Source organism: Bosea sp. F3-2 (assembly GCF_008253865.1).
Classification (GTDB): Bacteria; Pseudomonadota; Alphaproteobacteria; order Rhizobiales; family Beijerinckiaceae; genus Allobosea.
Map to the genome: position 1 here is coordinate 4,938,312 of NZ_CP042331.1, position 15,922 is coordinate 4,954,233.

The window sequence follows — 15,922 nt, forward strand, 5'->3', positions numbered from 1 at the left end:
GCATCAAACGAGCCGTGCGCTCTGCCTGGCTGCCATCCAGCGTGCAGTGCTACGTAAGCCGTCGTGCCAGGCGCATTGGGGCTGCCAAGGCGTCTCCCGGGTGATCAGCGAGATATCGAGGATATTGACCGGTACGTCCGCCGCGCGTCCGGCGCGATAGATTCGCTCGAGGTGGCCGGTACCGGCGATGGCCTCGATATCGCTCGCCACCTGATTGATGCTGAGGCCCGTCCCCGATCCGACATTCATGACGCGGTGCGGACCGTCATAGGTCGCAGCCAACAGAAAGGCCGAGACGACGTCGTCGATGTGAACGAAATCGCGCACGATTTCGCCCGTGCCCCAGATTTCGAGCGGCTTGCCGGCAAGAGCATGGTCGAGCATCGCCGCGACGACGCCTTGGCGCTTCAAAGGCGACTGCAGCGGGCCATAGGCGTTGGCGATGCGCAGGGCGAAATATTCGAGCCCGTAGAGATGATGATACAGGGCGAGGTATTTCTCGATTGCAAGCTTGCCAACGCCATAGGCCGACATCGGATCGGTAGGTGCGGCTTCCGGGATCGGATACCGGTCGGTCGGGCCATAGACGGTGCCGCCGGATGAAGCGAAGACGATGCGTCGGACGGCGGCGACGTTGCAGATGTCCAGGAGGCGTAACGTACCGAGGACGCTCGTCTCGAGATCGGAAGTCGGCTTCTGGCCGGGGTGTCCGGGCACGGAACCGCTCAGAAGATGGAAGACGATCTCCTGCCCCCGCGCCGCTTCAGCGACCGCCGCAGGATCTTCGAAATGCCCGCAGCTCCAATGGACCCGTTCGTCCAGCTCATTTGGATTGGCCAGGCTGCGCCCGAAGGCCCGGACCACGGCGCCTTGGCGGATCAGGGCATTGGCCAGGTGGACACCGAGAAAGCCACCGCCTCCCATGACAAGGCATCGGGTGCCGTCGAGTCTTGGAAAATCGGTATTGGCGATCAGCATGTCTATCCGCATATTCGGTGGGAGAGAGGGGTTAGGCAATGATTCTCAAAGCACTAAACGGGCCATGTCCGATTTATTTCAAGATTCATTCTAATTTAGATCCAATTGATCGGTGCGTTGTCTCGAATTTTGATTTCATAACGCTGTGGTTCGAGAGGCATAACTTAGATATTCTAGTGCAGAGCGAATGCGTCATGAATACGACGCGGTGCGGCGAGCCGCCTGACGCTATCGAAGAGTTCACCCGGCTCGATAACCGCGGCGCGACCGCGAACAAGGCCTCGGGCACGCCATCGTCCGGCGTCCGGCCGTGCAGCTCGATCCTCCGATCGGCTCGCGCTCAGATCCCGGCAAGGGCTCGACTTTCTCGGTGTGGGTCCCGAGCTGATCCGCTGCTGGCCAGCTCCGCGCCTACTCAGGAGCGGAAGAAGGGATCACCGCAGGCCATTATTGATATGCCGACCGCTTGTCCCGCATGTCGGCAAAAGAATTTGGACATGCGGGCTCTGACTGTCGGCTTGTAGGCGGTGGCGCAATGTCCAGTTGTGGCGCGTTTTTTGCCAGGGTGGCTGGCCCTTCCTGGGCTTTGACTAGCCCATAGCAAGCGTGCCGTTGTGACGGGCATGTACCCAGGGGCGTGGGTAATGCAGATCTTGGCGTCGCCATAGTGCCGCTATCCGATGACTTGCGGAAAGTGCAACCAAGCGAGACTCAGGGCCGAGTTTGTTCTCAGCCCCACACTCGGTCACGCGCAATTTGAGTCCATGTGGTTGCGTCCCCTGTGGCTATGCCCTTTCCGTTGGCTGGCGCTGCCTGCGCGCCAGTCTGGAAAGCCGAGGGCGCTTACGCCAGCAACCTTGGTAGCGGAACGACCTCCACGCCCGCCTGCGCGAGGCGCTCACGCAGGACGGTCATAACCCCGACCGCTGTCGGCTCGTCGCCATGGATGCAGAAGGTGTGGACCTCCGCCGGGATGCGCTTGCCGGAGGTGCTGATCAGGGCCTTCTCCTCAATGATGCTGAGGACCTGCCGCGCGGCCTGCTCCGGATCGTGGATCACGGCATCGTCGCGCTCGCGCGATGCCATCTTGCCGTTGTCGTCATAGACGCGGTCGACATAGGCTTCGTTGGCGACCCGTAGTCCGAGCTGCTGCCCGTCTTTCGTCATCTGCGAACCAGCATTGGCGACGTAGATCAGCTCGCGGTTGGCCGCCTTGATGCCGCGGCCGATGGCGAGCGCGTAGTCGAGATCGTCATGCGCCATATTGTTGAGCGCGCCGTGCGGCTTGACATGCGTCACTTGCCCGCCTTGCGTCTGCGCAAGCGCGATCAGAGCCCCGATCTGGTAGGTAACGAGGTATTCGAGGTCCTGTGGACGCATGCGGATCTGGCGCCGGCCGAAGCCCCAGACATCGTTGAATCCCGGATGGGCACCGATCGAAACGCCATATCTTGCGATGCCCATCGGCACGGAGCCCCCAGGCCGGTTTACAATATTCCCACGGCGAGCCCGGCTCGATAGACGCAGTTTTAGCTCCGACCGCGGCGATCCAGTCGCGCACGGCCTTGGCGATGAACTCTGGACGTTGTCGGAGCGAACGAGCCTCGGCACGCCTTGTAGGATGAAGAGGTCCGTCAATGTCGCTCTACAATTACTTCTTCGACGGCGTGTCGCCAGCTTCTAAGGCTGGGAGAGCATTGGGAATCTGCATTGCAAAAGTGACTTTACAGCGAATACCCGCTGGCAGCGTCAAATGCGGGTTCGGCAAAGCCAGGCGCACCCCGAACGTACCGCTCGCGGCGTCGAGTACATGGTCGACCACGGTAACAAGCGCAATATGGACACCGCCGATCGGCCGCTCCGGACGCACCTCGGCCTTGCTGCCGATACGGATTCGTCCGAAGTAAGCGGAGGGTACGAAGACTTCAACTCTCAACGGATCGATCTGCGCGAGCGTGAGAACCGGACTCTGGTCGTTACGATACTCGCCCGGAACAAGGAGGCGCTCGACCACCACACCGTCGATCGGGCTTCGCAGCGTTCGTTGATTCAATACTTCTTCCGCGTGGGCCACTTCGAGACGGGCGATACTCAAATTGAGGCGCGCTTCCTTAAGTTGCTGCTCGGCAACATCGACCTCCGCTTCCGTTTCTTGAAGAGAAGCAAGCGAGCTAACCGCCCTGGTATGGAGTTTATTCAATCGCTCATATTTGCTACGCAGAAATTGCACACGCGCCTCAGCGGATTTGACTGCCGCGTCATTGGTCGCTCGGGCGCGCGCGAGCGCCAGATTCGCCACCTCAATGCCATCCTCGATCTTGCCGACGGCCTGGCCTTGACGGACGATATCGCCCCGGTCGACGTCAAGGCGTGCGATCAATCCGACCACAGGGCTCGCGAGTTTGACGACCTGTTGCGGCTCGATCACGCATTCAAACTCCTGTCCAGCGACAGGCAGCACTGCCGGTGTCTGCGGCCTCGCTGGAGAAGCAGTCAGGAAGAGTCCCAGCGGCCACCACGCACAGCAGGCGATGCAACGAATCCACTGAAGTCTATGGAAAACTTTGCCCCTTGATGCCCCCATGCGTAATCCCGCCATGCAGTTTGCGATTGGCTTCACGCTTCCAAGCTCTAACCGTGGCAACCATGATCATATAATATATGGCATCTCTCTTTGACTCATTCAAACGAGCGAGCCTAAGATCAAGTGCTAGATTTGCGAGACACGGCATCGTAATCGCAGGCAGATCGCAGTTTTCGAACGAGGATCAGACAGAAGGTCAGCATCGTTGCCCATCCTCGTCGGACGACAGGGAAAGGCGGCCGCTACGGAGTGTAGGCAGTATCAATTGTCGACGCGCTTTGGACGCAACACATGTCTGAGCCAGACCGAGGCCGAGCGGCGAACGCGGACCCACCGCTCCAGTTGCACGTGGTACCGGCAGAGCCGTCCACATCGCCGCACTGGCGCGGACTGCTGGATGCGGGCAATGAAGCGGCGTTTGGCTCTACCTGGCTTGCGCTGCAATGCAGTCGCATCGCGGGCGTTGCCGCAGGTCTGCTGCTCATCCGACCGGTCCATTCAGACGCGCAATGCCTGTCCCTGACATGGCCAGCGCGTGACATCCAGGTCAGTGACCTTTCGCGGCTCGCCGAACAGGCTTTTGCAGAGCGCCGTGTCGTCGTAGCCCCCGGTCGCGTTGGCCCTGAAGCCAGTCCCGCGCAACATGTTGCTCTTATCGTCGCCCTGCCGCTCGGTGCGACCACGCCAATCGCTGCCGCAGCCATAGCCTTGACGACGACCGCCGGCGTATCCGCCGTCGCCCCGGAAACGGTTGCCGAACAATTGCGCTGGGGTGCGGGCTGGCTCGAGACCTTGCCTTGGGCGCGGCGCGCCAAGGATCTTTCGCTTGATGTTGCGCGCGCCGCATCGTGCCTCGATCTCCTCGCAACGGTCGGGGCTCAACCGCGACTGCCAGAGGCGGGGATCAGCATCGTGAACGAGCTTGCAACGCGTCTGCGATGCGATCGGGTATCGATGGGCGTGGTCAAGCGGAATGGTACCGTCCGCCTCCAGGCGATGTCGCATTCCGCCAGCTTCAAACACGAGAGCCACCTGGCGGATTCAATCGAAAACGCCATGGATGAAGCGGTCGAGCAGTCCCGTTGCGTCGCTTATCCGCTGCTGCCCGTGATGGAATACGCCGTGCACATTGCTCATCAGGCACTGGCAGAGGGCTCAAAAACCGTTGGTGCAACGACCATGTCCGTTGTGCTGAATGGTAACCACGGGGAGCCGATCGGCGCGCTCACCTTCGAACGCCACCGAGCCGAGCCCTTCACCGCGGATACACTGCAATTGGCGGAAGCCATCGCAGCTCTGTTAGGGCCGCAAATCGGGTTGCAGTTGCGAGCGAACAGATGGGTCGCCGGGCGTCTGATCGATCGCCTCCGCGACGGGGCCGATGCGCTGTTCGGCCCACGGCGACCGGGCTTCAAGCTCGCCGCCATCGCTGTGGCGGCGCTCGCACTAACCGCAGCCTTCGCGCATGGCGAGCACCGCATCACCGCAAAGTCGGTACTCGAAGCTGAGCTGCAACGCGCGGCCATAGCCCCGTTCGATGGATACATTCGGACCGTTCCCGTTCGTGCCGGCGATACCGTGCAGAGCGGTGATCTCCTGGTCGCGCTTGAGGATCGCGACCTCGTTCTCGATCGCTTGAAGTGGCGCGCTGAGCGCGACAAGCTGCTGCAGCGGCATCGGGAAGCGCTCGCCAAGCACGATCGCAACAATCTTGTCCTCCTTGAGCCGCAGATCCGCCAGGCCGAGTCGCAGTTGGAACTCGCAAACGAGAAGCTCGTCCGAGCACGCATCCTTGCCCCCTTCGACGGCATCGTCGTGTCGGGAGATCTGAGTCAGATGCTCGGCTCGCCGGTGGAAAAAGGTAAAATCCTGTTCGAGATCGCTCCGCTGGATGCTTATCGCCTGATCGTTCAGGTCGATGAGCGCGACGTGCGTTATGTCGCGGTCGGACAGAGCGGCACCGTCGCCCTCGCGGGCCAGCCCGGCAATCTGCTGCCGCTGACCTTGAGCAAGATCACGCCGGTGACGGTCGCCGAGGAGGGACGCAATTCCTTCCGGATCGAGGCCCGCCTGTCGGAACCTGGCCTACATCTGCGCCCCGGGATGGAAGGCGTCGCCAAGATCGAAACCGGACGACGCTCGCTCGTATGGATCTGGATGCACCCTGTTTTCGATTGGCTACATCTTGCTGCATGGAAGTACCTGCCCTGAGACGCCGACATGACCGTCGCCCCGTTCTTGAGCTCCTCCTGGTATCGCGTCGCGCTCCGCAAGCCAAAACTGCGCGACCACACCTCTGTCCATCGTCACCGCTATCGCGGCAATGTCTGGTATGTCGTGCACGATCATGCCACCGGCCGGGTGCATCGCTTGTCGCCGGCGAGTTGCATGATGATTGCCGCGATGGATGGAGTGCGCACTGTCGACCAGCTCTGGCATGAGATCGGAGCCAAGCTCGGAGAGGAGGCGCCAAGTCAGGGCGACGTGATCCGGTTGTTGGCTGAGCTCAATGCTTCCGACCTGCTGCAGACCGAGGTAACGCCCGATTCAACCGCGCTACTGGAGCGTGCCAAGCGAGCAGGACGATCCGGGTGGCTGAGTAATGTGCTGTATCCGCTGGCGCTGAGAATACCCTGCTGGCACCCGGACGCGTTCTTCAAGCGCACGCTGCCGATCGCCCGATGGCTGTTTGGCCGCCCGGGAGGAATATTGTGGCTGCTCATGGTGCTCCCGGCGTTGCTGCTGGCCGCGCAACACTGGCAAGACCTCAGTGCCGATGCCACCGACCGTATCCTCGCCACCGACAACATCGTACCGCTTGCTCTGACCTATCTCTTGCTCAAGGTCATGCACGAATTCGGGCATGGATTTGCCGTCAAGGCATTCGGGGGAGCCGTGCACGAGTTCGGCGTGATGTTTCTGGTATTTGCACCGCTACCCTATGTCGACGCCTCGGCCGCATCGGGATTCCGCAGCAAATGGCAGCGCGCGCTTGTCGGCGCGGCCGGAATGATCGTCGAGGTGTTTATCGCCGCGCTTGCACTCTATGTCTGGCTTGCGGTCGAGCCTGGAATTGCTCGGGCACTGGCTTTCAACGCCATGGTGGTCGCGGGTGTTTCCACCCTGGTGTTCAACGGCAATCCGCTCCTGCGCTATGACGGCTATTATATTCTTGCCGATCTGCTGGAAATCCCGAATCTTGCGCAGCGCGCCACCCGTTACTGGGGCTATCTCGTCGACCGATATGTGTTTCGCACCGATGGATTAAGAGATTTCGTTGCGACGGACGGCGAGCGCATCTGGTTCCTCCTCTACGGACCCGCTGCCTTCCTCTACCGTCAAGCAGTAATGCTTGCGATCGCTGTATTCATCGCTTCCCAGTACCTCACTGTCGGCATCGCGGTTGCGATCTGGAGTCTATTGACGGGTATCGCGTTGCCGATCGGCAGGGCATTGTGGCTGGTGCTCACAAGCCCGCGCCTTCGCCGCAATCGCACTCGCGCAATGACTGCGACCTTCGGCACAATCCTGGCCGTCGGGATCGTCCTGTTTCTGATCCCGGCACCGCTCTACTTCACGACTGAAGGTGTGGTCTGGTTGCCGGAACATGCAATCGTGCGCGCGGGAACGGACGGTTTCGTGCGCAACTTCCTGATCGAGCCCGGCCAAATGGTGCGGGCCGGCGACGCGTTGATCGAAAGCGAAGACCCTACATCCAGGACTGAACTCGAAATCCTGCGCGCGCGCGTCGCTGAACTCGAGATTCGTCTTGCCACGGAGCGCTTTGCCGATCGCGTGCGTGCCGAGACCACAACCACGGAACTGGGGCAAGTGCGCGCCGAACTTGCGACCGCAACCAGCCGCGCAGCGCGGCTCGTTGTACGCAGTCGCAGCGATGGCATCTTCGCGGTGATGAAATCGCAGGATCTGCCCGGGCGCTTTGTGCGCGAGGGCCTGCAGATCGGCTACGTGCTCCCACATGACTCGCGCATCATCCGTGCAACGATCCGGCAGGATGATATTGATCTTGTTCGTCATCAATTGCGCAGCATCACGGTCAAGCTCGCGGAGCGCCTCGATGAGACTCTGCCCGCGACGATCGTTCGCGAAGTTCCTGCCGGGCACAACAATCTTCCCAGCAGGGCCTTGGGGGGTGCCGGCGGCGGCGCGCTCACGGTCGACCCGGCCGACCCGCAAGGAACCAGGACGCTACAGCGTGTTTTCCAGGTAGACGTCGAATTGTCCGCAAACGCCACGGCGCCGGCCGCGTTTGGCAGCCGTGCTTACGTGCGCTTCGATCATGTTTGGGAGCCGATAGGCTGGCAGATGTGGCGTCGTGTGCGCCAATTGCTGCTGTCCCGGTTGCAGATCTAGAGGCTGTTATGGACCCAGGGAGCGCTTTGATGAGGTCAAAACGGCAAAGATGGGAGGAGTATTGCGCCGCCGATACGCCCGTATCGGCAAGCGATGCGACGCTGCAGCTTTGCCGTTTTGACCTCACCCATAGGGCGCGGCGCTTTTGCGCGACTGCTGTGTCGTTCTTCGTAGCAAACCGGAAGGTTTGCGTCCTCGAACTCCTGGCATTCGCACAAAATCGCCAGCGTCGCTCCCTGGGTCCATAACAGCCTCTAAGGCCAACGACATGTCGCATCCGCGCAGCCTACGGCAGATCATGGATACGGGCTCGCTCGCGATGGATGCGCCCTATGCCGAACGCGCCAGTCACTGGGAGAGCCGCTTCGATGGCGCGCTGCTTGGCGGCTGGGGCCACATCTCGCCCTATCTATTGTTTGCAATGAGGCGACACCGGCTCTTGCGCTTCGCGCGGCTGGTCGAATCTCTGGAGCCACAGGTCATGAACCTGCCGGAGCGACGGCTGCGTGAGCTTGCGGATGAACTGCGCGCACGATTGCTGTCAGCGTGCCTGTACTCGCGCGAACGAGCCCTTTCATTTGCCCTTGCGCGCGAAGCGGCGCGTCGTCACGTCGGCATGCGCCACTTCCACGTTCAACTGCTGGGTGGCACCGCCATGATGGGAGGGGCTATCGCCGAAATGGAAACCGGCGAAGGCAAGACTTTGACGGCGTTGTTGCCTGCGATCACCGCCGCGCTCATGGGCCGTCCGGTTCATATCATTACCGTCAACGACTATCTCGCTCGCCGTGACGCTGAGCAACTCGGCCCGGTCTACAATGCGCTTGGTCTCACCGTCGGATTGGCCGAGCACGGGCAATCGCCCCAGGAACGGCGGTGCGCCTATGCAAGCGACGTGACCTACTGCACCAACAAGGAACTCGTGTTCGATTATCTGCGCGACCGGCTGGCGCTCGGCCCGCGCCGCGCGGGCACTCGGCTCCTTGTTGACCGGATATTCAAGGACGGACACGTCAATGGCCATCAACCGCTGCTTCTCCGCGGCCTCCATTTTGCGATCGTGGACGAAGCCGACAGCGTGCTGATTGACGAAGCCCGCACGCCATTGATCCTTTCCGGAGCGCAGGAAGGCGCCGAGAACGCCGCCGGTCTCTACGAGGCTGCGCTCGACATCGCGCGCCGCTTGGAGCCCGGCGAAGCATTTCAGGTCCTGCCAAACGAAAAACTGATACGCCTCACCACACGTGGCGAAAACCAAATCGCCAAGCTCGCCGCCGGATTGCCGGGTTTATGGGCGATTCGACGCGCCCGCGAGGAGCTCGTCCAGCATGCGCTTGCTGCCCTCCATCTGTACCGCCGTGACGTCCAGTACATCGTTGCCAATGGCAAAGTGCAGATCGTCGATGAGTATACCGGGCGCGTCATGCCCGACCGCTCGTGGGAAAGCGGCATTCATCAGCTGATCGAGGCCAAGGAACACTGCACCATCACGGAGCGGCGCAAGACGCTCGCACAAATCACCTATCAGCGTTTTTTTCGCCGCTATATGCATCTCTGCGGCATGACCGGAACTGCGATCGAGCCGGCGGGCGAATTGTACGCCGCCTACGGCCTGCCGATCGTTCGCATTCCAACCAACAAACCGTTACGGCGCATGAATGCAGGCACGCGCATGCTGCCGACGGCAGAGCAGAAATGGGACGCTGTGGTCCGCTCCGTTCACGCGGCGACGCGAGCGGGCCGTGCCGTTCTGGTCGGAACCCGATCGGTGGAAGCTTCCGAACATATCTCGCGGCTGCTGCGCAAGGCAGGGCTCGAACCCATGGTCCTCAACGCGCGACAGGATCGCGAGGAAGCGGAGATCGTTGCGCGCGCGGGTCAACCAAGCAGGGTCACGGTCGCGACCAACATGGCCGGACGCGGGACCGACATCCAACTGCATTCGATGGTGCGCGAGGCAGGCGGTCTCCATGTCATCTTGACAGAGTACCATGAATCCCGGCGCATCGACCGCCAGCTCTTCGGACGCGCCGGTCGGCAAGGCGACCCAGGCAGCTACGAGGCCATCGTCGCTCTTGATGATGAACTCTTTCGACGCTTTTCCTCGCGCAGACTGCTCCAACTGGTCACTCGAAACCTGTCGCCTGATCGACCAATTCCTGCCGCGATCGCGCGCGCGTTACGCAGCTGCAGTCAAAGCGTTGCCGAACGACTGCACGGGCGCGCGCGCCGAGCCGCTGTTGCTGAAGATCAGCGCGTCAACAAAGTTCTCGGCTTCGCGGGAACGGAATGACAAAGAAGTTGACGACTAAACATCGATCGCGGCCAGATCGGCTTCCGCCCAGTCTCCTCGTTCCGCGCGAACGTCCTGATAGACTTAAACTAAAGCTGTTCACGTCGGTATGGTTAACAAGCGCAGAACGGTGTGGTATTGAAAGAGCGCATTGCTTAGCGCCCAATTCCGACAGGGTGGAATTGGGTTCCATATGCGAGCCCAAGAGTCCGCCGTTTGACGTTGGGAGAGCGCGATGTCGAGTCCTGTGGGCTTGTTCAATCGGGTAACGCGGCGGTTTGCCAATCGACGCGCGCGACGAGCGAGCAGCGACAGCAATCACGCTTCTCCACCTGCACAGCTTATCTTTGAAACGTTCGAGCCGCGGCTGCTGCTGGCTGCGGATCCCCTCGGCATTACGGCCGGCTACGCCTTCGACGAAGTTTCTGGCACCGCAGCGGCGGACGCGTCGGGCCATGGCATCTCCGGTACGCTTACGAACGGCCCGACTTTCGCGGCGGGAAAGTACGGAAACGCTGTGGCGCTCGATGGCGTGAATGATTTCGTGAATCTCGGAAACCCGACTGCGCTGCAATTCACCGGCAGCATGACCGTCAGCGCCTGGGTCTATGTCAGCTCGTTTCCCTCCGATGACGCGGCGGTTGTATCCAAGCGCACCTCCGGCGAATCCGGGTACCAGCTCGATATCACCAAGGATACAGGCCCTCGCACCATCGGCTTCAAGCTCACGACCAACTCTGGCGGGGCGATGTTTCGCTACGGCGCGACGCCGCTGCAGCTCAACACCTGGTATCATATCGCCGGCGTCTACAATGCCACCAACCAGACGCTGGACGTCTATCTCAACGGTACTCTCGACAACGGCCAGCTGACCGGTACCGTCAGCAATTCCCAGCAGAATTCGACGGCGAACGTGAACATTGGTCGTCGCGCAGGCAATGCAGGCTTCGAGTTCCCCGGACGGATAGACGATGTCCGCATCGCCGATCACGCGCTCACGCAGGCGCAGATCCAGACGGACATGATAACCCCGCTGGGGGGAACCACACCGCCGCCACAGGATACGGCCCCACCGACCGTTGCGCTCACGCCGCCGGCATCGATCCTCTCGAAAACGGTGAACCTTGCAGCCACGGCCTCCGACAATGTTGGCGTGGTCGGCGTGAAGTTCTTGCTTGATGCCAACACTGCGATCGGATCCGAGGATACCACGTCACCTTATGGCGTTTCCTGGAATACGACGACAGTATCGAACGGCCCCCACACCATTGCTGCACAGGCGCGCGACGCTGCCGGCAACATCACCACATCGACTGTAGCTACAGTTACCATCGACAACCAGGCGCCGACCGGTGCCGTCGTCATCAACGGAGGAGCGGCCGCGACCAACACCACGACCGCCACGCTTGCGCTGACCGCGACCGACGCGGTCACCTCGGTCACGCAAATGCGCTTCTCTAACAATGGCACCTCATTTTCGACCGCTGAGGCGTTCGCATCCACCAAGACATGGACGCTCTCTAGCGGAGCCGGCACCAAGACCGTCTATGTCCAGTTTGCAGATGCCGCGGGCAACTGGTCGACCGCCGCCACCGATACCATCATCCTCGATACGACGGCCCCAACGATTTCGGCGCAGACCGCAACCAACATCACCGGCAATTCGGCGCAGATCACATGGACGAGCAACGAGGTTGCGACTTCACGCGTCGAATACGGACTCACGACAAATTATGGCACGACGACGACGCTTGATCCGACCTTGGTGACAGCGCACAGCGTCGCGCTCAGCGGTCTTGCCTCCAACACCACCTATAATTATCGCGTCCGCTCGATCGACGCCGCCGGAAACGAAGCGATCAGCGCGAACAGCACATTTAAGACCGCCGCTGCGTCAGATGCGACGCCCCCCTCAGCCACCATCACCGCGCCGACGGGATCTGCGCAGCTCTCCGGCGTGGTGACGATCAGTGCCAATGCATCCGACAACATTGGCGTCGGCGGCGTAACCTTCCTAGTGGACAATGTCGCGATCGGCGGAGGCGAGGACAAGACGGCTCCGTATAGCGTCAGTTGGGACACAACTACTGTTGCCAACGGAGCGCACACAATCGTCGCGCGCGCGCGCGACACATCCAACAACACCGCGGACTCCACACCTGTCACGGTGACGGTATCCAACACGCAGATCGCCGGTATAGCCGTGGCCTACTCTTTCGATGAGGGAGTTGGCGCGACAGCCAACGATTCCTCTGGCCAGGGAAATACAGCGACGCTGGCCAATGGCGTTGCCTGGGTGGCGGGCCAGCATGGCAAGGCCGCGAGCTTCGACGGCGTCAACGACTACATCACGATCCCGAATTCCACCTCGACCAATATTTCTGGCAACGCGCTGACATTGTCGATGTGGATCAATCCCCAACCGCTGGCGAGCGGTGATTCAGTCGTGATCGGGAAATTCTGGAATACGACAATGTCCTCGCCTTACTATCAGTATGGCCTGGAGCTTGGCGGCGGCAACAGAACCGACTTTTACATAGGGACAAGCAGTGGGCCGCGCATCGCCGCGGCGGGCACCACGTTACCGTTCAATCAGTGGACCCATCTTGCCGTCACGTTCGATGGCTCGCAGGTGCGGACCTATGTCAACGGCACCCTCGTCAACACGCAGGCGCTCTCCGCATCGATCACGGCTCGCGGCAACGCCATGAATATCGGAGCGGATGCCTCGACCGCGCAATTCCAGAAGGGATTGCTTGATGATTTGCGGATCTACAATCGCGTGCTCACGCAGACGCAGATTCAGTCGGATATGACCACAGCCGTCGGCGGCCCGGTTGCCGGATCGCCGCAGGTGTCGATTGATGTCCCGGCCAACGGCGCCCAAGTGAGCGGCATCGTCAATGTGACAGCCAACGCAACCGACGACACCGGCATCGCCAACGTTCAGTTCTACGTCGACAATGTGGCGACAAGCTCGCCCGATACGACAGCGCCCTACACGCTTGCGTGGGACACCCGCGCGGTAAGCAACGGTGCACATGTGTTGACGGCCATCGCGACCGATCTGGACGGCCATTTTACGACATCCGCTTCCGTCAGCGTTACCGTCGCCAATGCGAGCTTCTTCCAGAACGAAATACTGGCGACCGGCTTCAATCTTCCCACCGCGATGAAATTCTTGCCCGACGGCCGCATGCTGGTGGCGGAGTTGGCGGGGACGATCAAAGTCGTGCCGGCACCCTATACGCAGCCTGACCCGACGCCTTTCCTGCAATTGACGAACGTCGCTCCAATAGGCACCGAAGTCGACTATGGAATTCTGGATCTGGCGCTCGATCCGAACTTCAGCACCAACCACTATTATTATGTCTTCTATACAGCTGCGTCGCCGCATCGTGATCGCCTGTCGCGCTTCACTGCGAATGCGTCTCTCACCGGCACGATTGCGGGAAGTGAATTGGTCCTCTACCAGGACCCGAATGACGACGTCGACGCGCAAGACCATCGCGGCGGCGCGATCAATTTTGGTAACGATGGAAAAATCTACCTAACGACGGGTGACCACTACTACGCCCCGGGTGACTCGCAACTTCTCACCAGTCCACGCGGGAAGATTTTGCGGATCAATCCGGACGGCACCGTCCCGACTGACAATCCGTTCTATGACGGAAGCGGTCCCAATTACGACGCGATATGGGCGCTGGGACTGCGCAATCCCTACCGGGCTTACTACGACGCGCCGACAGGCCGACTACTGATCGGCGACGTTGGCGGGAATGATTACGGCACTGCGATCGAAGAAGTTGATATAGGGGCAAGAGGCGCGAACTACGGCTGGCCGAACATCGAAGCGCCGAACGGCAATCCCGCCTATACCGCGCCAGCTTACTACTATCCCCACAATGGACGCGATTCATCCATCACGGGCGGGTTCGTCTACCATGGCACTCAGTTTCCGAGCAGCTACCAGGGAAGCTACTTCTTCGCTGATTACACGCAGAATTGGATTCGCCGCCTGACCTTCGATGGCAACGGCAATGTCAACGGCGTCTTCAATTTCGAGCCCGCGAATGGAGCGCTCGACGGCCCTTATGGCGACATCGTGTATTTGACTGAAGGCCCGGACGGCGCCCTCTACTATATCGATCTCGGTTTCACCGAGTTGAACAATACATACGGTGTCAGCAAGATCCACCGCATCAGCTACATCAGTGACGACCTGCCGCCGGTCGTGTCTGCTTCTGCCACTCCAACCACAGGACCGACGCCGCTCACCGTCAATTTCTCGAGTGCCGGCACATCGGATCCTGAAGGAAAGCCGCTTACCTATGCGTGGAATTTCGGGGACGGAACGAATTCGAGCGCAGCCAACCCGACGCACACCTATAGTGTTGCCGGCCCCTATCAGGCCCGGCTTACTGTCTCAGACGGCGTGAACTCCACCCTTTCAGCGCCATTGAGCATCAGCGTCGGAAATCGTCCGGTCGTAACCCTCACCACCACTCCGTCCGATGGTGCATTGTTCAGGGCGGGTGACGTCATCTCGTTCAGCGGCACCGCGACCGACGCCGAGGACGGCACACTGCCGGCTAGCGCCTACACCTGGAATATCGACTTCCTCCACGAAGGCCATGTTCATCCGGGCGCTCCCATCACCGGTGTAACCAGCGGCACGCTCACGATCCCGACCTCTGGGCACGACTTCAGCGGCTTCACGCGATATCGCATCACACTGACAGTCACCGATACCAGCGGGCTGCAATCGGCTCAGTCCGCGACAGTCTTCCCGGACAAGGTCAATCTCACCTTTAATTCCACGCCAGGCGGGCTTCCAATTTACCTCGACGGGATCGCGCACACCACGCCCTTCACCTACGACACACTCATTGGCTTCCAGCACGACATAGAAGCACGCAACACGACGATCGGAACGACCAACTACACCTTCGCATCCTGGTCGGATGGCGGCACTCAGGATCACGTCATCGCCGTTCCGGTTGGAGGCGCGAGCTTTTCTGCAACCTACAATGCCGTCACAGCGCCGGTGCCACTGGCCTTCGTGCAAGTGAGTGCGGCAACTCCGCAAACCAACCAGACGCAGGTCCCGGTAACCTATGCCGGTGCGCAAGTGGCTGGAGATACCAATATTCTCGTAATCGGCTGGAACAACACGACATCCAACATCTCGTCTGTCACCGACTCTGCGGGCAACGTATATCAGCTTGCTGTCCCGACCGCGCGCGGAAGCGGGATCAGCCAGGCCATCTATTACGCGAAGAACATCAAGGCCGCCGCCGCGGGGACCAACACGGTGACCGTGACCTTCAATGCTTCCACGCAGTTTGTCGATGTCCGCGCTCTCGAATATAGCGGCCTCGATCCCGTCAACCCGTTCGATGCCGGCGCATCGGCGTCGGGCACCAGCAACTCGGCAAACAGCGGCGCGGTCAGCACGACGGCAGCACGAGAACTTATCGTCGGCGCAGGAACAACGACGGGGGGATTCTCCGCAGCCGGCAGCGGCTTCACAACTCGTATCATCACTTCACCAGATCTCGACATTGCCGAAGACCGGTTCGTAACGACAACCGGAAGCTACAGCGCCACCGCATCGCTCTCAGGATCCGCGGCCTGGGTGATGCAAGTCGCGACGTTCAAGGCCACGGGTTAGTTCAGTCGCATCGACATGG

7 protein-coding genes and 1 pseudogene are annotated in these 15,922 nt (G+C 60.8%); 4 read left to right on the forward strand and 4 right to left on the reverse strand.

Annotation, left to right across the window (positions count from 1 at the left end; translation table 11 throughout):
- Positions 1-3 precede the first annotated feature (3 nt).
- From FQV39_RS22845 to FQV39_RS22860, 4 genes and pseudogenes are all read right to left on the reverse strand, one after another.
- On the reverse strand, positions 4-978 hold the full coding sequence (locus FQV39_RS22845; RefSeq protein ID WP_187640024.1) for an NAD-dependent epimerase/dehydratase family protein: 975 nt from the start codon (positions 976-978) through the stop codon (positions 4-6).
- Between the two features lie 843 nt (positions 979-1,821).
- On the reverse strand, positions 1,822-2,442 hold the full coding sequence (gene pxpA, locus FQV39_RS22850) for a 5-oxoprolinase subunit PxpA (protein WP_149132383.1): 621 nt from the start codon (positions 2,440-2,442) through the stop codon (positions 1,822-1,824).
- A 22-nt stretch (positions 2,443-2,464) separates the two neighbouring features.
- A pseudogene (locus tag FQV39_RS22855) lies at positions 2,465-2,616 on the reverse strand (IS3 family transposase); the annotation flags it as partial.
- A gap of 13 nt (positions 2,617-2,629) precedes the next feature.
- Positions 2,630-3,406 (reverse strand): efflux RND transporter periplasmic adaptor subunit, encoded by a 777-nt coding sequence (locus FQV39_RS22860; RefSeq protein WP_187640025.1) that lies wholly within the window; start codon positions 3,404-3,406, stop codon positions 2,630-2,632.
- 447 nt (positions 3,407-3,853) lie between these two features.
- On the opposite strand from FQV39_RS22860, the gene FQV39_RS22865 reads away from it, so the two are divergent.
- The 4 genes from FQV39_RS22865 (at position 3,854) to FQV39_RS22880 (ending at position 15,903) form a co-directional block, all read left to right on the forward strand.
- Positions 3,854-5,773 carry a GAF domain-containing protein gene (locus tag FQV39_RS22865; RefSeq protein ID WP_149132385.1) on the forward strand — a complete coding sequence of 640 codons (1,920 nt, stop codon included), beginning with the start codon at positions 3,854-3,856 and terminating at the stop codon, positions 5,771-5,773.
- 9 nt (positions 5,774-5,782) lie between these two features.
- Positions 5,783-7,936 carry a peptidase M50 gene (locus FQV39_RS22870; RefSeq protein WP_149132386.1) on the forward strand — a complete coding sequence of 718 codons (2,154 nt, stop codon included), beginning with the start codon at positions 5,783-5,785 and terminating at the stop codon, positions 7,934-7,936.
- 268 nt (positions 7,937-8,204) lie between these two features.
- A complete protein-coding gene (locus tag FQV39_RS22875) occupies positions 8,205-10,229 on the forward strand; it encodes a preprotein translocase subunit SecA (protein ID WP_149132387.1) in 2,025 nt (674 codons plus the stop codon).
- A 235-nt stretch (positions 10,230-10,464) separates the two neighbouring features.
- Positions 10,465-15,903: a LamG-like jellyroll fold domain-containing protein gene (locus tag FQV39_RS22880; RefSeq protein WP_149132388.1), complete on the forward strand. Its 5,439-nt coding sequence runs from the start codon at positions 10,465-10,467 to the stop codon at positions 15,901-15,903.
- Positions 15,904-15,922 lie beyond the last annotated feature (19 nt).